18 protein-coding genes are annotated in these 18,283 nt (G+C 67.9%); 5 read left to right on the plus strand and 13 right to left on the minus strand.

Annotated features, from left to right (window positions below):
- Position 1 precedes the first annotated feature (1 nt).
- The 5 genes from G6N18_RS11090 to rplM form a co-directional block, all read right to left on the minus strand.
- Complete coding sequence (locus G6N18_RS11090; protein ID WP_083000956.1) at positions 2 to 307, minus strand: DUF7162 family protein; 306 nt, start codon at positions 305 to 307, stop codon at positions 2 to 4.
- A 40-nt stretch (positions 308 to 347) separates the two neighbouring features.
- The gene (gene glmM / locus G6N18_RS11095) at positions 348 to 1,685 is read right to left on the minus strand and encodes a phosphoglucosamine mutase (RefSeq protein ID WP_083001121.1); all 1,338 of its coding nucleotides are present in this window, start codon (positions 1,683 to 1,685) and stop codon (positions 348 to 350) included.
- A gap of 144 nt (positions 1,686 to 1,829) precedes the next feature.
- Positions 1,830 to 2,222, minus strand: coding sequence for a hypothetical protein (locus G6N18_RS11100; RefSeq protein WP_067226258.1), 393 nt, complete (start codon positions 2,220 to 2,222; stop codon positions 1,830 to 1,832).
- A gap of 365 nt (positions 2,223 to 2,587) precedes the next feature.
- Positions 2,588 to 3,061 (minus strand): 30S ribosomal protein S9, encoded by a 474-nt coding sequence (gene rpsI, locus G6N18_RS11105; protein WP_082686701.1) that lies wholly within the window; start codon positions 3,059 to 3,061, stop codon positions 2,588 to 2,590.
- The gene (gene rplM / locus G6N18_RS11110) at positions 3,058 to 3,501 is read right to left on the minus strand and encodes a 50S ribosomal protein L13 (RefSeq protein ID WP_059101413.1); all 444 of its coding nucleotides are present in this window, start codon (positions 3,499 to 3,501) and stop codon (positions 3,058 to 3,060) included. Before rplM ends, rpsI begins: the two co-directional genes overlap by 4 nt.
- Before the next feature lie 320 nt (positions 3,502 to 3,821).
- Here rplM and G6N18_RS11115 point away from each other — a divergent pair, with 320 nt between their 5' ends.
- On the plus strand, positions 3,822 to 4,013 hold the full coding sequence (locus G6N18_RS11115; RefSeq protein ID WP_067226260.1) for an excalibur calcium-binding domain-containing protein: 192 nt from the start codon (positions 3,822 to 3,824) through the stop codon (positions 4,011 to 4,013).
- Between the two features lie 102 nt (positions 4,014 to 4,115).
- On the opposite strand, the gene G6N18_RS11120 is transcribed toward G6N18_RS11115, so the two are convergent.
- The 4 genes from G6N18_RS11120 to eccCa all read right to left on the minus strand — a co-directional run bounded on the left by G6N18_RS11120 (position 4,116) and on the right by eccCa (position 9,715).
- Complete coding sequence (locus G6N18_RS11120; RefSeq protein WP_067226261.1) at positions 4,116 to 4,412, minus strand: WXG100 family type VII secretion target; 297 nt, start codon at positions 4,410 to 4,412, stop codon at positions 4,116 to 4,118.
- A 10-nt stretch (positions 4,413 to 4,422) separates the two neighbouring features.
- Entirely contained in the window at positions 4,423 to 4,746 is a 324-nt protein-coding gene (locus G6N18_RS11125; protein ID WP_067226262.1) for a WXG100 family type VII secretion target, read from the minus strand.
- Between the two features lie 74 nt (positions 4,747 to 4,820).
- Positions 4,821 to 5,891 carry a type VII secretion-associated protein gene (locus G6N18_RS11130; RefSeq protein WP_083000957.1) on the minus strand — a complete coding sequence of 357 codons (1,071 nt, stop codon included), beginning with the start codon at positions 5,889 to 5,891 and terminating at the stop codon, positions 4,821 to 4,823.
- Between the two features lie 71 nt (positions 5,892 to 5,962).
- Positions 5,963 to 9,715, minus strand: coding sequence for a type VII secretion protein EccCa (eccCa, locus tag G6N18_RS11135; RefSeq protein WP_083000959.1), 3,753 nt, complete (start codon positions 9,713 to 9,715; stop codon positions 5,963 to 5,965).
- A 118-nt stretch (positions 9,716 to 9,833) separates the two neighbouring features.
- Between eccCa and eccD the strand changes: the two genes are divergently transcribed.
- Together eccD and mycP are read left to right on the plus strand one after the other, a co-directional pair.
- Positions 9,834 to 11,183, plus strand: coding sequence for a type VII secretion integral membrane protein EccD (eccD, locus tag G6N18_RS11140; protein WP_133052449.1), 1,350 nt, complete (start codon positions 9,834 to 9,836; stop codon positions 11,181 to 11,183).
- 173 nt (positions 11,184 to 11,356) lie between these two features.
- A complete protein-coding gene (gene mycP, locus G6N18_RS11145) occupies positions 11,357 to 12,544 on the plus strand; it encodes a type VII secretion-associated serine protease mycosin (protein ID WP_407663567.1) in 1,188 nt (395 codons plus the stop codon).
- Here the strand turns inward: mycP and eccB are convergent.
- Positions 12,512 to 13,903, minus strand: coding sequence for a type VII secretion protein EccB (gene eccB, locus G6N18_RS11150; RefSeq protein ID WP_083000963.1), 1,392 nt, complete (start codon positions 13,901 to 13,903; stop codon positions 12,512 to 12,514). The genes mycP and eccB overlap by 33 nt on opposite strands.
- 152 nt (positions 13,904 to 14,055) lie before the next feature.
- Here eccB and G6N18_RS11155 point away from each other — a divergent pair, with 152 nt between their 5' ends.
- Positions 14,056 to 14,802: a cutinase family protein gene (locus G6N18_RS11155; RefSeq protein WP_407663568.1), complete on the plus strand. Its 747-nt coding sequence runs from the start codon at positions 14,056 to 14,058 to the stop codon at positions 14,800 to 14,802.
- A 64-nt stretch (positions 14,803 to 14,866) separates the two neighbouring features.
- A complete protein-coding gene (locus G6N18_RS11160) occupies positions 14,867 to 15,562 on the plus strand; it encodes a cutinase family protein (protein WP_179962394.1) in 696 nt (231 codons plus the stop codon).
- Positions 15,563 to 15,614: 52 nt separating this feature from the next.
- Here G6N18_RS11160 and truA read toward each other — a convergent pair whose 3' ends face one another.
- From truA to G6N18_RS11175, 3 genes are all read right to left on the minus strand, one after another.
- On the minus strand, positions 15,615 to 16,511 hold the full coding sequence (truA, locus tag G6N18_RS11165) for a tRNA pseudouridine(38-40) synthase TruA (RefSeq protein WP_083000965.1): 897 nt from the start codon (positions 16,509 to 16,511) through the stop codon (positions 15,615 to 15,617).
- On the minus strand, positions 16,495 to 17,103 hold the full coding sequence (gene rplQ / locus G6N18_RS11170) for a 50S ribosomal protein L17 (protein ID WP_083000966.1): 609 nt from the start codon (positions 17,101 to 17,103) through the stop codon (positions 16,495 to 16,497). The genes truA and rplQ overlap by 17 nt, the downstream gene beginning before the upstream one ends.
- 91 nt (positions 17,104 to 17,194) lie before the next feature.
- Positions 17,195 to 18,247 carry a DNA-directed RNA polymerase subunit alpha gene (locus G6N18_RS11175; protein WP_067216197.1) on the minus strand — a complete coding sequence of 351 codons (1,053 nt, stop codon included), beginning with the start codon at positions 18,245 to 18,247 and terminating at the stop codon, positions 17,195 to 17,197.
- Positions 18,248 to 18,283: the final 36 nt, after the last annotated feature.

An 18,283-nucleotide genomic window follows, 5' to 3' on the forward strand; every position in this document is an offset into this window, starting at 1 on the left:
CTCAACCCACCCTGCGTGCGGCGCGCTCGTCGGCTTCGGCGTATCGGTCGGCGGAAACCCGCAGCGCTGCGGCGATCTCCGCCGCCGCCCTGGACCACCGCCGCAGTTGGTTCACGACATCCTCGACCGCGGCCCGCACCGCGTCGCCGTGCGCGACATACGAACGGCCAGCCCTGGCGCCGTCAAACACCAAGTCGCTCAGATGCGTCCGCACCGCCCCGTCGACAGTGTCGGCGACAAGCTCATACTGACTCGCGATGCTCAACAGCGCGGCGACGTCGACGCGGGACGCGTCCGTTGCTCCCATGTAAAGGTTGGACGCGCAGGGACCCTCGCGGGTTCCATCCTCAGCGTTGAGCGCTGACCTGCTCAGCCACCCGCACCGCCAGTTGCCGCGCGGTGTCTTCGTCGGCCGCCTCGACCATCACGCGCACGACTTGCTCGGTTCCCGACGGGCGCAACAGGATTCGTCCTGTGTCGCCGAGCTGCGCTTCCACCTCGGCAACCGCGGTGCGGACCGACGGAGCGTCGGCGACGGTCGCCTTGTCGGCAACCTCGACGTTGATCAGAACCTGAGGCAAGGTCCGCATCGGCTCAGCGAGCACCGCGAGCGGTGTGCGGGTCTGCGCCATCCGCGACATCAACCGCAGCCCGGTGACGATGCCGTCGCCGGTCGTGCCCATTGCAGGCATGACGATATGTCCGGATTGCTCGCCGCCGAGCGCATACGAGCCGGCGCGCAGTTCCTCCAGAACGTAACGGTCACCGACGCTCGTGGTACGGACCTCGACCCCGGCCGCCCGCATCGCCAGATGCAGCCCCAGGTTGCTCATCACAGTCGCCACCAACGTGTTCGACGTCAGCTCGCCGCTTTCTTGCATGGCGAGAGCGAGGATCACCATGATCGCGTCGCCGTCGACCACACTCCCGTGCGCGTCGACGGCAAGGCACCGGTCGGCATCGCCGTCGTGCGCGAGCCCCAGATCGGCACCGTAAGACACGACCGCGGACCTCAGCGTCTCCATGTGGGTCGAGCCGCAGCGGTCGTTGATGTTCAAGCCATCGGGCTGTGCGTTGATCGTGATGACGTTGGCACCCGCGGCGCGGTAGGCGTGCGGCGCGGCGGCCGAAGCGGCGCCGTTGGCACAGTCGACGACGACCGTGAGCTGGTCCAGCCTGGTGGTGACGGCCTTGCTGACGTGCCGCAGATAGCGGTCCAGGGCATCCTCGGCGTCCACCACACGGCCGAGTCCCGCGCCGGTGGGTCGGTTCACTGGGCCCTGGGAGACCAGTTCTTCGATCCGGTCCTCGGTGGCGTCGTCGAGTTTGTGCCCGCCGGGGCCGAAGATCTTGATGCCGTTGTCGGGCATGGGGTTGTGCGAGGCGCTGATCATCACGCCGAAGTCCGCGTCGTACGCGCTGGTCAGGTAGGCCACCGCCGGCGTCGGCAGTATCCCGACGCGCAGTGCATCCACCCCCTCGCTGGTCAGTCCCGCAATGACGGCCGCTTCCAGCATTTCTCCGCTGGCCCGCGGGTCACGCCCGACGACGGCCACTCGCCTCGCGTGCCCGCCGGAGGTGGCCAACCGGCGCGCCGCCGCGGAGCCAAGCGCCAGCGCCAGCTCAGCGGTGAGGTCCTGGTTGGCGACGCCGCGCACTCCGTCGGTGCCGAACAGTCGAGGCATGCCGACAAACTTCTCATACCTGCCCGGTGAAGACACAACTGACGAGGTGATCAACCATCTCTACGTCGAACTGGTACGCGGCCGAGACCCGACAGGAAACACCGCCCGCATCCGTGAAGGATGCGGGCGGTGTGTGATCCGGTGTCAGCGAGCCGGACCGCCCGGAGTCGGGTTGCCCGGAGCCTGAGCGGGGCCGCCGCCCGGCGCCTCACCCGATTGACCCGGGGTACCGGCGTTCTGCGTGAGGTTGATGGGGCCGCCCGTCACGTCGCAGACCGTCTCGGTACCGCCGTCGGCGTCAACCGACTCGGCCAGCACGTTGACCGGGCCGACCTCGAGACCGCAGATCGCGGCAGCCACATTCGCGGCCACGCCCACGTTCACGTCTTCGAGGATGGTCACATCGCCCACAGCGACGTTGACCAAGCCGTCCTGCAGGTTCAGCGGCTGGGCCTGGGCCATCCCCAAGCCCGCGGTGAACAGCAGCGACCCTCCCATTACGGCGCCTGCGGACGCCCTCTTCACGATGGTGTGCATCAGATATTCCTTCCTTGTCAGGAAGCAGCGGATCCGGCCCCCGACGAGCGACTGCCCCGGTGGCAGGGTCTGCCTGCCCTGGCGCGAAAGGCGCCTCTGCTTCCGGGAGTCTGGGTTCCACGATCAGTCCGGACGTCAAACCGGAATTCTGGAATAGAGATTGCGCATCGTGGGTATTCTGCGACGCACTAATTAACTGAGGCGACAATTAGATTTGGCATACACCGCAGGTCGGACCCTCTACTCCCCCATCGCGCCGTGCTGCGAAGGACGTTACTCATGGCCGGTAAAACAATCCCGGCGTACTTCCGATGGAAACAAAACCGCCGGGCGTGCGGTGCACGCCCGGCGGTTTCGCGGCTTGATCAGCGCTTGCTGTACTGAGGCGCCTTGCGGGCCTTCTTCAGGCCGTACTTCTTGCGCTCGATGGCGCGCGGGTCGCGGGTAAGGAAGCCGGCCTTCTTCAGCGCAGGCCGGTCCTCAGGCTGCACCAGGATCAGCGCGCGCGCGATGGCCAGGCGCAGCGCGCCCGCCTGGCCGGACGGACCGCCACCGTCGAGGTGGGCATAGATGTCGAAGCTCTCCAGCCGATCGACGGTGACCAGGGGGGCCTTGATGAGCTGCTGGTGAACCTTGTTCGGGAAGTAGTCCTCGAGGCTGCGACCGTCGAGGTCGAACTTGCCCGTGCCGGGGACCAGCCGCACCCGGACCACGGCCTCTTTGCGGCGGCCGACGGTCTGGATCGGGCGGTCGATGAAGACGGGCTCGCGGGGAGCCGCTTCGACCGCTGCGTCGGTCGCGGCCTCGGTGGTGTCGACGGTTGTCTCTGGCTGAGTCACTGGGCCACCTGCTTGATCTCGTACGGAATCGGCTGCTGCGCGGTATGCGGATGATCCGGCCCCACGTAGACCCGCAGCTTCTTCTGGATCTGACGGCCCAGCTTGGTGTGCGGAATCATGCCGAGGATCGCCCTCTCGACGACCCGGTCGGCGTGCTTTTCCATCTCGTCGCCGAGCGAACGCTTGCGCAGGCCGCCGGGATAACCCGAGTGGCGGTAGGCGAACTTCTTCTGCAGCTTGTCGCCGCCGATGGCGACCTTCTCGGCATTGATGACGATGACGAAATCGCCACCGTCGACGTTCGGCGTGAATGTCGGCTTGTGCTTGCCCCGCAGCAGATTCGCTGCCGCGACGGCGAGCCGGCCGAGCACCACGTCGGTGGCGTCGATGACGTACCACGAACGTGTGGTGTCACCCGCCTTCGGCGTGTACGTAGGCACAGCGCTACCTTCCTTTTTGCCCTGTCGGGTTTCGAGTCCCGGTGGCCCGGGTGCCGGTCAGGCGTTTGCGGTGAGTCGTTCTCGGCGACCGACGTTGACCCGAGGACCCGTGCTTACCGCACGCCAACGAGGCAGCTTACCTGCGGGCGTCGTCGCAGGTCAAAATGGTGCCTCGGGGACTGGTCCGAGCGCGGCGAGCCTGACCCGAACATAGGGAAAGCCCGGATTCCTTTTCACTTCCACCGCCCTAGCGTCGTCGCGGGGGTGGCAGCAAACCGGCCGTCTCGCATTCGGAAATCCAACATCGCAATGGAGTGAAAATGATTCGTGGCCTGATCGTCGCCGCATTCGTCGTCGCCGCAACCGCGGCCGGCGCCGCGACCGCATCTGCCGACGCGTACTACAAGAACTGCACCGCTGCTCGGGACGCCGGGGTGGCGCCGATTATGCAGGGTGAAGACGGTTACGCCGAGCACCTGGACCGCGACGGCGACGGGGTCGCCTGCGAGTAGGGGGTATGCGCCACCGTGGCCGCTCTCCTCGACCACGGTGGCGCGAACCGTGCGTTCCCGTTGGCTCCCCTCCAGTCGGGACCGCACAGGCATTTTTCGGGGTCATGTCCCCCAAGCATTCGCGGCGCTGCGGTCGGTCGCGGCGACGTCGTCGGAGCCATCGCGAACCGCATTGCCGAGGCTGACCAGGATCTCGTTGAGCGCGCCGGCCGCCTGCTCCCATCGCGCCTGCTCCACGCGATACGCGTCGGCGGCTTGGCGCGTCCAGACTTCCTGCAGCGGCGCAATCTGAGCGCGCAGATCCTCGAGCGCGCTGTTCAACCGGGCCGACGTCGCGTGGATCTCCTGCCGGACGGTGTACTCGATCTCGTCGAAGTTGTACGACAACACGTGATCCATTACGACTCCCCTACAGGTTGTTTCCCACCGCACCGATGCGGTGCGAGTGGCTTTCGGTGGCTTCCCGGAGTGTCTGCTCGTTGAGCCGGATCGTTTCGGCGATCCGCTGCAGCGAGGCATGGAGTCTCAGCGATTCGGAGTTCCATCGCTCGACGACGTCGCGGAAGCGGGTCGCCGCGACTCCGCCCCAGACCGACGGCGGCACCGCGCTCATCCGCCCGATGAACGACTGCAGCATCGCGCGGATCTCCTCGTTGCGCGCGTCGGTCTTGTTCGCGACCGCGGCCATCAAGTCGAAATCGGTGTTCAGTGACCCGCCTTGCGGTGTCGTCATGGGCATCCTTCCGTTTCCTCACTTCGGTTCTGACTGGTACGACGCACCCGGCACCGGTTCGGTTCCATCGGATTTCAGGCGATCGCACGAGCCGACCGGATCGCCTGGTCGCACACGTCGCGCACCGCGGATTCGCGGCCCGGCGCACTCTGGCACCCGATCGCGATCCGGACACGGCCATCCACGAGCACCGTCCACGCGACGTGACGGTCCGGACGGAGCTCCCGATAGGAAACAGCGACGCGTCCGGCCGGGGATGCGGACGCGTCGAAGTCGACGAAGACGTCACCCGGCTCTTCAGCCAGCGCGGCTCGCAACGATGCGGCAGTCCGCGCGTGATCCGTTTCCGGTGGGCCGACCGACTGGGTGAGGTGCAGCCTGACATCGTCATCCGACGGTGAAACCACCTCGACTCGAGCCGATCCCGGTCCCGACGTGATCCGCTGCACCGGCCACGCCGCGGGCACCAACATCTCGACCCGGCCCTCAACCAACAGCGATGTCGGTGTGACCGGAGGCTCGGCACCGCCGCCTCGCAACCCCAACCCGCCGCACACCGTCACCGTCGTCACGACGACGCCCGCCGTCACCGCCGTCCGACGCCGCCGCCTCCCGTCCTGACCCGGTGCGACATCGCTGGGCGGCACTTGCCGCGCTGCTGCCCGACGCACCGCAACCTCATCGATCAGGCGGGCCGAAATACCGGATCTACAAAGCCGTTTCACAATTTCGTCGACCGACCGACCGGCGTACATGTACGCAGGCGCGTCGATCAGCACCGGCCCGGCCAGGCCGACCGCGGCAGTCACCTCTTCCGCCACGTCGCCGTCGTGATCAGCGATGACCACCGCACGCGCACCCACCCTGGTGACGACAATCAGTTCCGGGCCGATCTCGACGACGGTCGCACGAGAGTCGTTCTGTAGCACCGCGGTCCGCCCGAGCACTTCGACGGCCCTCGCCGCCTGCTCCGCGGCTGCCCGCACCCGGTCGATTCGTGCACTCGGCCACCATGTCGGACATACGAGGACGACGGCGTCGGCACCGCCTGCCGCCGCACACATCAGCTCAGCCCACAGTTCCGGCACCGATACGGCGCGTTCGCCGAGCAGCGCCAGGTCGTCGTCGATGGCGTCCAACGCCACTGAAACCAATTCCTGCTCAAGGCATGTGGGCCCGCGCACCCTACTCGGGCCGACTTCGACAACCGCATGGCTCACGGCGGATCGGTCCAACCGATCTGGACGAGTTGCTCCCCGTCACCCCGGGTGATCAGCGTGCCTCGTCCCGGTGGCTGCGACGACGGGCGAACCGAGCCCAGCAGTATGCCGTCGTCGGGGCTCGCGCTCATCATCACGCCCATGCATCCGAGCTCGCGCATCCGGGCGAGCATGGGATCGAACATCGCTCGCGCGGCGCCGCCGGATCGGCGGGCGACGATGACGTGTAGCCCAAGGTCTTCGGCATGCGGCAGGAGGTCGGCCAGCGGGGTCAACGGATTGCCGGTCGATGCGGCCACCAGGTCGTAGTCGTCGATGACGAGGAAGATCTCCGGGCCTGCCCACCACGACCTCTCCCGCAGCTGCTGCTGTGTCACGCTCTCCCCCGGCATGCGCGCCTCCAGCCGGGCGAGCAATTTCGGCAGTCTCGTGGCCAGCGCCGCCGGTGACGCGGCGTATCCGGATAGGTGCTCGGATTCGACGACGCCGAGCAGCGAACGCCGGAAATCGACGATCTCCAGCAGTGCCTCATCAGCGCCACAGGTGCGGACAATCTCGTGGCACAGCAGCCGCAACAGCGAGGTTTTGCCACAGCCGGCCTCTCCCAGCACGAGCAGATGAGGTTGTTCGGCGAAGTTGACCGTGATCGACCGTAATTCGCGTTCACCGATCCCGACCAGCACGCGGCCCGCCTGCTGTGCGACCGGAGCCGATTCGACGAGTTGAGAATGCGCCACCAGTGTCGGCAGGAGTTCGATGCGCGGCGCGCGCTGCCCCGCCCATCGCTGCCGATGCCGGTCGACGGTCGCAGTGATCGCGTCGCGCAGACCGGCCACCACGCACACGCCGTCCCAGCGAGGCAGCGCAATGACCATCTCCCGGCCGTCGGCGGTGATGCCTCGCCCGGGCGGCGAGTTGGTCAGTGTGCGTGCCCGCCGGCGATCCATCTCCGATTCAGCGGGGTCCCCGAGCCGCAATTCGATCCGGGTCGCGATCTGGTCTTTGAGCGCCGGGCGCAGTTCGGCCCATCGGGAGGCGGTGACGATCAGGTGCACGCCGAACGCGAGTCCCTGCGCGGCGATGGCGGTGATCGGCGCCTCCAGACCCTCGAACTGCTGGCGAAGGTGAGCCCACCCGTCGACAACGAGGAACACGTCGCCGTAGGGGTCGGCGGCCGCGGCCGGATCGCCTGCGGCGCGGCGCGCGCGGTAGTCGGTCATCGAATCGACTCCCATCCGGCGGAACCGCTCCTCCCGCGACCGGATCAGCGATTCGACCAGAGCCACCGTGCGCCGACACAAGTCCGTTTCGGATCGACCCGACACCGACCCCACATGCGGAAGTTTCCCCAGTCCGGCCAGTGCACCACCGCCGAAATCCAGGCAGTAGAAGCCGATCTCGGTGGGCCCGTGTACCTCAGCCAGCGCCAGCATCAGCGTCCGCACGGCCGTCGACTTGCCCGACTGGGACGCACCGACCACCGCGACGTTGCCCGCCGCCTCGGCCAACTGCGCGACCAGCACATCGTGGCGCTGTTGAAAAGGACTGTCCACCAGCCCGATCGGCGCACTGAGCCGGTACCGCTCATCGGGGTGCATGAGCAGGTCCAGTGACGGCGATGCGGCCAGCGGCGGCAACCACACGGGGTGTGCGGCAGGCCCCCGGTCGCCGACTCGGTCCAACACCACCTCCAAAAGCGTCGGTGCCGGGAGGCGATGCTCGGGCTCGGCATCGAGTGCGGTGACCGGTATGACGGGTGCTGCGGTGAACAGCATCGGTCCGGGCGCCTCCGCCCGGTGTTCGCGCCGCGGTTGTGGACATGGACCGGAGACGAAGGCGGTCTGGAACCGGATCAGTTCACCGGCAGCGGTTTTCAAGAAGGCCGCACCGGGTGTGCCGGGCAGGGAATGGGCATCGGCGACGCCCAGCACGGCACGGGACTCACTGGCGGAGAAGGTCTTGAGGCAGATCCGGTACGACAGATGCGTATCCAGACCGCGCAGCCTGCCCTCGTCGAGCCGCTGACTCGCCAACAGCAGATGGATGCCCAGCGATCGGCCCAGCCTGCCGATCGCCCCGAACAGTTCGGCGAAGTCGGGATGGTGGCTGAGCAGTTCGGAGAACTCGTCGACGACGATGAACAGCGCGGGCAAGGGCGGCAGCGGGGCGCCTCGTGAACGAGCCCGCGAGTACTCCGTCACGTTGACGAAATTGCCCGCCGTGCGCAGCAACTCCTGTCTGCGATGGACCTCCCCGGCAAGGGCATCGTTCATCCGGGCGACCAGATGAGCGGCGTCGGCAAGGTTCGTGATCACCGCGGCCACGTGCCGTGCCCGCTCCAACCCGAGAAACGTCGCGCCGCCCTTGAAATCGACCAACACGAGGTTGAGGGCGTCTGGCGAGTGACTGGTGATCATCCCGAGCACCAAAGTGCGCAACAACTCCGATTTCCCGGAACCGGTCGCGCCGACACACAGCCCGTGCGGGCCGATGCCGTTGCGGGCGGCCTCGTTGATGTCGATCCGCACCGGTGCCCCGTCGGTCGTGACGCCGATCGGTACCGGCCGGATCTCATCGGTTCGCAGCCAGTGCTTTTCGGTGTTGATCTGGTCGGGCCCCTCGACGTCGAACAGATCGAGCCAGCCACGCGCCGCCGAGGTACGGTACGCATCGTCGGCGGGGACCACATCGAGTCGGGTAGCCGCCAGTCGCCGGGCACACATAAGCGCCTGCGCCCGTGTCAATGAGTCCGGCCGGCAGATCACCTCATGCCCATCGGCGGTGTTCAGCATCAGCCGGTCGGCGTCGACGCTCACCTGCAACACGGTTGACGGCGCCTCGGTCGAGGCGGCTCCGATTGCGAGGACGGTGACATTGCGAATCGAGGTCAGCGGTTCGGCGTCCGTTGCCGGTGCACCGTCGGCGATCACCACGACGTGCCGGTCCCCTGCGCCCCCGTCGAGGTGCTGCAGATGTCGGTGGTGTGGCAGCCATTTGAGCCAATCCCAGTCGTCGCGCGTCGACGGGGCGGTGACTGCGGTAAGCGTCACCAAATGCGGCCCGTGAAGCGCCGCGAGCTGACACACCATGGCCCGCGCCAGCCCTCGCGCATGCTGATCGTCGCCGCCGACCGCGATGACGGTGTGTCGCCGCAGCGCCAGCGCGATCGGCACCCGCTCGACGACCGAATGCCTTCGGATCAGCGCGCGCAACGCGGCCACCGTCACGGGATCCCGCTCGTCGACGGCACCGAGGTCGGGCTCCAGCAGCGGCGTCGCGAGTTCCTGGTCGCCGAGGCCCACCCGGACACAGCAGAAGTCGTCATCGTCCGGTTTGCGCTCGGCAATCCGGTTGTGCGCCAATGTCCACAACGAGTCGGGTGCGGGATGGCGCCGGTGCTGTGATCGGTGCTGGTCGGCCGCGGCCGCCACGATGTCGTCGTCGAGACCGTCGAGGTAGCGCAGATAACTTCGCCGATTCCCGTCGATCTCGGTGGTTCGGCCGACGCCGCCGCGGGCACCGTAGGCCACCGTCCCGAGCACCGACATGATCATCATCACCGGAAAAAACATGGACATCGGGCTGCGGCTCGTACCGGCCCCCGACGTGAAGTAGACGGCCATCATGCCGACGGCCGCGACCAGCATGGCCACCGGTAACAAGCGCGCGACGGGATTGCTCGCCACCTCTTTCGGAAGCGCCGGTGGCGGTTTCACCACGACGCCGCGCGGCGCACGGTAAGGCTCCATCGATGTAGTGACGCGCCACGCGCCGGTTCGGTTCCATCCCCAGCAAAGAAAACTGCTGCGCGAGCGACCTCGCCCGCTGCGTTACGGTGAGCGCACCGGCGTCATTCGGGGGGATGCGATGCCTGATTCACTGTGCCGAGTCGCCGTTCATGTCGGCACCGGAAACGACACGCAGACAATAGATCTCGCGTTGCCCGACAGTGCTGTTCTCGGCGACATGCTGCCGTCGATCGTCGAGCTCGTCCATCCGGATCACCGAGGAGCGCGGACGGGCAGGCGTTGGCGGCTTCGCCGGATCGATGGACGGCCGCTCGACGAGTCGCTGACAATGCGGGACAACCAGGTTCGCGACGGCGAGCTGCTGTGGCTCACCACCGACGACGTCCCGGCCCCCGTCTTGCTCGACCGCGACTCGAGTCGCACGGTCGCCGGGCTCGGGCCCTCGCGCACAGCCGTACCCACTCAACTGTGTGTCGGTGGAGCCCTCGCCGCCGCATGCATCGGGGCCGCCGCCATCATCTGGTCGGCCCGCTCCACCGAGGACGCGGCACCGTTCGTCACCGCCGCCGGCTTGACTGCCGCAGCGGCCCTGGCTGCGCAACTGGCTCGGCGGGCACACGCTGAGCCGTCGCTCTTCACCGCTTTCAGTGCAATTGCGGTGATACTCGCCGCTGTTACCGGCGTAGTGGTCGTCCCCGCCGGTCCGCCTGCCGCGCACCTGCTACTCGCATCCGCCGCCGCACTGTCGGTGGCGGTGCTGCAACTGCGGTTCGCCAGCCACGGTCATACCGCGCTGACCGTCCTCGCCACCACGGCGCTGCTGTGCACCGCGGCCTCGGCGACCGCAATCGCGTGCAATCTGGCCGCCGCCACCTCGGGCGCATTGCTCGCGACGCTGGCGCTCGCGGCGCTGAGTTCGGCTCCGCGGTTGGTGATCATGGTCACCCGCATCGGCCCCGGACCACCGGACGCCGACGACACCGATCCCCTGACCAGCGTTGGGCAGAGCCGCGCGACGCTCGCCCACGACACGCTGACCGGCATCGTGATCGGCACATCGCTGGCCGCGGCGATGGGTACCGTGCTGGTCGGCTGCGTCGGCGATGAGCGTCGTTTCCCGGTCCCCGCAACGGTGTTCACCATTGTCGTCGGGGTGACGCTACTGCTGCGCACCCGTATCCACATCGGAGTCGGCAGGCGCTGCGCATTGGCGGTATGCGGGTTCGCCGGCGTGGCCACCGGTTTCGCGCTCACGGCGATCGCGGTACCGCACCATGCGCACTGGCTCGGTGCGCTGGCCGCTGTCGCGGGCACGAGTGCCCTAATGCCCCTTGTCGGTATCACGCCGAGCCTCACCGCGCGCCGCGCCGCCGAAATTGTCGAATATGTGGCGTTGGCGGCAGTGATACCGCTGGCCTGCTGGATCGCTGGCGTTTTCGATCTCGTCCGCAACTTGGCACTGACGTGAGGCGGGAAGGCACGCGCATACCGCGCATCGTCCTCACCGCGGCATTCGTCTTCGCGCCCTGGTCGTGCACTTTCCAGGCGGCGGCGATTACGCCGCCGACCGTTGACGATTCGATGCTCCCGGCCCCCCAATCTCCCGTACCGCCGCGGCGCACCGAGCAGACGGAACAATGTGTGACCTCTCGCGGCGTTTCGGTCGAGAACGACGTCGCTAACCAGCTCGACGACCTGGATATGCAGTCGGTGTGGCGACTCTCCCGCGGGGCGGGCCAGACCGTCGCGGTGATCGACACCGGGGTGTCCCGCCACCGCCTGCTGCCTCATCTCGTTCCCGGCGGCGATTACGTGTCCAGCGGCGACGGCACCGAGGACTGCGACGGTCACGGCACGATCGTCGCGGGCATCATCGGCGCCGCTCCGGATCGGGACACGGCCAACGCCTTCAGCGGTATCGCACCGGACGCCACGATCATCGGTATCCGCCAGTCCAGCAACAAGTTCAAGGCCGCTGACGAGGCGGCCGGATCCGGTTTCGGCAACGTCGACACCCTCGCCGGGGCGGTTCGCAGCGCTGCAGACATGGGTGCGACCGTCATCAACGTCTCCACGATTGCTTGCGTGGCGGCCGATACGAAACTCGATGACCGGGCGCTGGGCGCCGCACTCGCGTATGCAGTCGAGGTGAAGAACGTCGTCGTGGTGGCCGCCGCGGGCAACGTCGGTGCGCCCGGACAATGTCCGCACCAGAATCCCGTCCGGCCGGGCCGGCCCGACTGGAGCGACGTCAAAGCGGTGGTGAGCCCCGCGTGGTACGACGACTACGTTCTCACGGTCGGATCGATCGGGTCGAACGGACGGCCCTCCGAGTTCAGCCTCGCGGGACCGTGGGTCGACGTCGCCGCCCCTGGCGAGCAGGTGGTGTCGCTCGATCGCGATGGCGAGGGCCTGGTCGCAGCGGTGCCGACGCCCACCGGCGAGCAGCCGCTCGCTGGAACCAGTTACGCCGCACCCGTGGTTGCGGGCGTGGTCGCGATTCTGCGCTCGCGTTCGCCGGAGTTGACGGCCCGACAGGTGATGCGGCGCATCGAGGAAACGGCGCGCCACCCCGCCGCCGGATGGGATCCCGTCGTCGGCCACGGGGTCGTCGACGTGTTGGCCGCCGTGACGGGCGGGTCGCCGCCCACCGCAGACCGGAACCGACCGACCATCGTCTCGGTTCCGGCGCCCGCGGTGCACGACCGCCGATCCGCCGACATCGCGGTCCGCGGCGCCGCGATCTGCCTGGGACTTGTCGTCGCAGTGATCGCAACGACGTTGTCGGGTAGGCGGTTACGGAGCTTTCAAGCTGTCCCGCGCGACTGAGGCGGCCGCAACACTGAGCTCAGGTCCTCGTGGCAGTCGTGCCAGCAGCGGCCACGGTGCAGGCACCGGCTCGCCGCTCAGGCCCAGCCGCTTGGCTGTCTCCTCGTCGCGGATGCCGAACACCACCCCTGCGTCGTCGACCAGGTACAGGGTTCCGTTCCGCGCCCCGTCGCCACTCACGCCGACCGCTCGCACGTAGGCGCTGCGCCCCGCGCCCATCGAGAAACCGTCGATTCCGGCGCCTGCGCCGTCGGCCTGTGCCAGCTGCACCGGAGCTGCTGCGCCTCCCAAGGGAAGTGAACCGACGGTGACGGTCGCGGTAGCAACGGACTTCGAGCCGGCCGACCACCGCCACTGCCCGCACAACACCGGGTCGTCCGCCGTACCCGCGCGTTGGGGAAACCCCCCGATGGGCAGGTCGTCGACTACCGGCACAGCGCCGATGGCACCAGGTTCGACGGTAACGATCTCGGGCGCACCCTGCGCCTGACTGAACCTGATGAGATCGGCCGCCACGGAGCCGATTCGCTGCACTCCCGCCGTGAGTACCACATAGAGTTCCTCCGAATCGGCGCGTGACACCCGCACCACGGTGCCGACCCGCAACCCGTGCAAGGATGCCGGCCCGGCCGAACCGGCATTGCGAATGTGTGGTGCGGCGATCTGCGGGACCTCGGGCAGGGCGTCCAGAAGCGTGCGTGAGACCGGGCGGGGCGCAATGCCGTCGAGCCGCAGCGCGCGAATCACGACGGGGTTGCGCAGGTCCACTTTCGCGCGGCGCCCGTCGAACAGCAGATAGGTAGCCGCGGCGCCTTCGCCTACGGCACTGACGAGTACGGTCCGTCGCGCGGTGGGTGGCTCGTCGACCGGTCCCGCCAGCACCGTGGTCGTCGACGATCCGTGGTCGCAGATGAGCCAACCGGATTCGTCGACAGTCAGTGGTGTGGCAATCGTGTCCGGTGCGCCCGGGATGCCGAGCATCGCGCCGCGCGGTGCGGTGTCGACGGCCGACGCGCTGACCAGCCGGGGCTTGTCCGACGAGCCGGTGATCAGCCGCGCCGATGCCAGATTCAGCACCGGATGCAGCGTGGGGCCGACCCGCACGTACAAGGCGCCGGTGTCGCGGACCATGACGATGGAGGCGTCGCCGAGCGCTGCTGGTGGCGCAACGAACGCCAGAACGGCGCAGGCCCCGATCGCGATGACCGCCAGCACGCCGCCGACGGCCAGGGAGAGCGCCTGCGCGCGCATCGGATCGTCGAACATCCGGACATCACCGCGCACGAGGGCGTGTTCCATGCGCCGCAGTAGAAACCGGTGTCCGCTGATCTGCAGTTTTGCGGTCGATCGCCCCGTCATCACTCCCCCGCGGCCAGCCTAAGGCCTGCTGGAAGGGTCGCGGGTCACCGTTTCACCGACCGCCGAGGCCGTGGCCGGATGGCCCGCTCGAGGAGACGCCCGCACGGGCGAACTGTTAGCCAGCGGACCCCTCGGTATGTGAGTATGTCGGCGTGACTTTGCTGCGTGAGACGGCCCGACTGGCGGCCGCCGTGGCCGCCGTCGTCGCGCTCATCGGCGGCGTGGCCCCCCTGTCTGCGGCCCAGCCCGGCCCCCCGCCGGGACCGGGCGGCCCCGGATATGGCTCCGGCCCCGGGCCCGGGTCGGCGGCAACGCCCGGATACGGTTCCTCGGACTCTTCGTGCGCCGACGTCGAGGTGATCTTCGCCCGCGGCACCGACGACACACCAGGCCTCGGGACACCCGGGTCCGCGTTCGTCAACGCACTGCGCAGTCTCACCCCGGGACGGACCATCAGCAGCTACGCGGTCGACTATCCCGCCTCGTACGACTTCCTGGCCGCCGCCGACGGCGCCACCGACGCCACGAACCGCATCGCGATGATGTCGCAGCAGTGCCCGTCGACCCGCCTGGTGCTCGGTGGCTACTCGCAGGGGGCCGCGGTCATCGACATGCTGGCCGGCGTGCCGCCGCTCGGCAACAAGATCGGCTCGGTGGGTTCGGCTCCTCCCCTGCCCGGCAGCCTGCTGCCCAACATCGCCGCCGTCGCGGTGTTCGGAAACCCGGCAACGAAGTTCAGCAACCCCATCACCAGTTCGGTGTTTGCGGGCAGGGCGATCGATCTCTGTAAGGACGGCGATCCCATCTGCTCACGCGGACGCAACCCGTTCGCGCATAACGACTACGTGAGTTCCGGAATGGTTCAGCAGGCGGCGAGTTTCGTCGCCGGTCACCTCTGACTTGGCCGATGGCTTAGCAAATCTGTCTACCTGCGCGTCGATTAGTTCCGTTAAGATCGGCGGGGTGCAAAGTGATCTTGTTCGCCGTTGGGGCCGTCGGGGGACGCTGCTCGTAGGTGCAGTCGTTCTCGCCGCGGCCGGAATCCTCGCGCCCGCCATCACCGGCCAGCGGGAGGCCGTGCCGCTGGCCGCGGCCCAGTCGTGCCCGGACGCCGAGCTCATCTTCGCGCGCGGCCGTACCGAAGCGCCCGGCGCGGGGGTGATCGGTAGGGCGCTCATCAGCGCCCTGCGCAACAAGACCGACAAGAACGTCAACCTCTACTCCGTCACTTACCCCGCCGATTACGAGATCGACATCGGCGCGAACGACATGAGCTCGCGCATCCAGGACATGGCCGGCCGTTGCCCCGACACCCGGCTGGTGCTGGGCGGCTATTCGCTGGGCGCTGCGGTCACCGACGTCGTGCTTGCCGCGCCTATTGCGGCGTTCGGCTTCGACAAGCCGCTGCCGCCGGGCTTGGACCGGCATATCGCCGCGATCGCGCTGTTCGGCAACGGAGCCGCGTGGGTGGGTCCGATCACCAACTTCAGCCCGCTCTACCGGGAGCGCACCATTGAGCTCTGCCACGGTGCGGACCCGATCTGCAACCCCGCCGAGCCCAAGACGTGGGAAGGCAACTGGCCCGACCACGCGGCGAGGGCCTACATCAACGCGGGCATGGTCAACCAGGCCGCGGACTTCATCGCCGGCCGCATCTGACGGGCGATTTCGGTGCCCAAACAGTCGCTGAGCGATTGTTTGCGCACCGAAATCATTCTTCGGCGACGCGGAGGTCGCGGGTGACCTTGGTGCGGGCCTCGAGTTCATCGTCGGGCGGATAGTCGACGCCGACGAGCGTCAGGCCTTGCGGTGGCGCGGCCGCGAACTCGCTGGAGCGGCGCTCGGCCTTCAACAGCGTGGCGCACCAACCGATCTCGCGACGGTGTTCACCGACCGCCAGCAGCGCACCCACCAGCGACCGGACCATCGACCAGCAGAACGCGTCGGCGGTCACCTGAGCGGTGACCCGGGTGCCCTCGCTCGACCAGTCGAGGCGCTGGAGTTCGCGAATGGTGGTGGCGCCTTCGCGGTGCCGGCAGAACGCGGCGAAGTCGTGCAGACCCAACAACTGTCGGGAAGCCTCGGTCATCGCGACGACGTCGAGGGAGCGCGGCCAGGCGGTCACATAGCGCGCGTCGTGCGGTTCGACCCCGTACGGAGCCGTCGACAACCGGTAGACATAGTGGCGACGCAGCGCGGAGAACCGGGCGTCGAAATCCGGCGCGGCCCGAACAGCGTCGAGCACCCGAACGTCGGGAGGCAGGAACCGGCCGAGCCGTCGCACCAGCGGCAGGAACTCGCTGTCGCCGGGACGCGTGGCGCGCGGGTAGGCGTTCGGCAACGCATCCACCGGCACGTCGACATGGGCGACCTGACCGGTGGCGTGCACCCCCGCGTCCGTGCGACCCGCCGCCCGTAGCACCACCGGGGTGCGGAATACCGTTGAAAGCGCGTCTTCGAGGACACCGCTCACCGTGCGCTGCCCCGCCTGCACTGCCCAGCCCGCGAAATCGGTTCCGTCGTAGGCGATGTCGAGCCGGAGACGAACGAGCCCGCCACCGTTGCCGATGGCGGGCTCGGTCACAGCACTACTAGGACTTGTCGTCATCCTTGGCTTCGGCCGTCTCGGCCTCGGCGGCCGTCTGGGCCTCGGCGGGCGCCTCGGCCTCGGTGGCTTCAGTCGAGTCGGCCTTGGCGTCCTCGACCGACTCGTCCTCAGTCGGCCCCTCGGTGGCCTCCGGCTCGACGGCCGCCTGCGGCGCGGCCGCCGCGGCGACGGGCTGCTCGGCGGACTTCTGTGCGCCCCCGGCCCGACGAGCCCGGTTGGCCTCCGAAGTCACCGTCTTCTCCCGGACCAGCTCGATGACCGCCATGGGCGCGTTGTCGCCCTTGCGGTTCTCGACCTTGATGATGCGGGTGTAGCCACCGTTACGGTCGGCGAAGAACGGACCGATCTCGGCGAACAACACATGCACGATGTCCTTGTCGCGGATCTTCTTCATCACCTCACGCCGGTTGTGCAGTGTGCCCTTCTTGGCGTGGGTGATGAGCTTCTCCGCATAGGGCCGCAACGCCCGCGCCTTGGGCTCGGTCGTCTTGATCCGGCCGTGCTCGAAGAGCGCCGTGGCCAGATTGGCCAGCAGCGCCTTCTGGTGAGCGGACCCGCCGCCGAGGCGAGGACCCTTGGTGGGCTTGGGCATTGCGACTATCTCCTAAATGCGGCCGGTCCCCGTATCAGGTAGGACCGGGACGGTTTCGGGCGGGCGAAACTGGGGTGGGTATGGGCCCCGGTTAGAGCTGTTCGGTTTCGGCGTAGTCCTGGTTGTCGTCCAGGTCGTAGCCGGCATCGCTGTTCCAGGTGCCGGTGGCGACGTCGTAACCGGCGACCTCGGACGGGTCGAACGTCGCCGGACTGTCCTTGAGCGACAGACCCAGCTGGTGCAGCTTGATCTTCACCTCGTCGATGGACTTCTGGCCGAAGTTTCGGATGTCCAGCAGATCGGACTCCGTGCGGGCGACCAACTCGCCCACCGTGTGCACACCCTCGCGCTTGAGGCAGTTGTACGACCGCACCGTGAGGTCCAGGTCGTCGATCGGCAGTGCGAACGAGGCGATGTGATCCGCCTCGGCCGGTGACGGGCCGATCTCGATGCCCTCTGCCTCGACGTTGAGCTCCCGTGCCAGACCGAACAATTCGACCAGCGTCTTACCGGCCGACGCCAGCGCGTCACGCGGTGTGATCGAGTTCTTGGTCTCGACGTCGAGAATCAGTTTGTCGAAGTCGGTGCGCTGCTCGACGCGGGTGGCCTCCACCTTGTAGGTGACCTTGAGCACCGGCGAGTAGATGGAATCGACCGGGATGCGGCCGATTTCGGCGCCCGACGCCTTGTTCTGCACAGCCGGAACGTAGCCGCGGCCGCGCTCGACGACCAGCTCGACTTCGAGCTTGCCCTTGTCGTTGAGGGTGGCGATGTGCATCTCGGGGTTGTGCACCGTCACACCCGCGGGCGGAACGATGTCGCCGGCGGTGACCTCACCCGGGCCCTGCTTGCGCAGGTACATGGTGACCGGCTCGTCCTCCTCGGACGACACGACCAGGCCCTTGAGGTTCAGGATGATGTCGGTGACGTCTTCCTTGACGCCCGGCACCGTGGTGAACTCGTGCAGCACTCCGTCGATGCGGATGCTGGTGACCGCCGCGCCCGGAATGGACGACAGCAGCGTGCGCCGAAGCGAATTGCCAAGGGTGTAACCGAAACCGGGTTCCAGCGGCTCGATGACGAACTCCGAGCGGTTCTCGGCCTTGACTTCTTCGGACAGTGTGGGTCGCTGAGAGATCAGCATGTGTTTCTTCCTCCTCTACGGCACCCGCTATTTGAT

Source organism: Mycolicibacterium celeriflavum (assembly GCF_010731795.1).
GTDB lineage: Bacteria > Actinomycetota > Actinomycetes > Mycobacteriales > Mycobacteriaceae > Mycobacterium > Mycobacterium celeriflavum.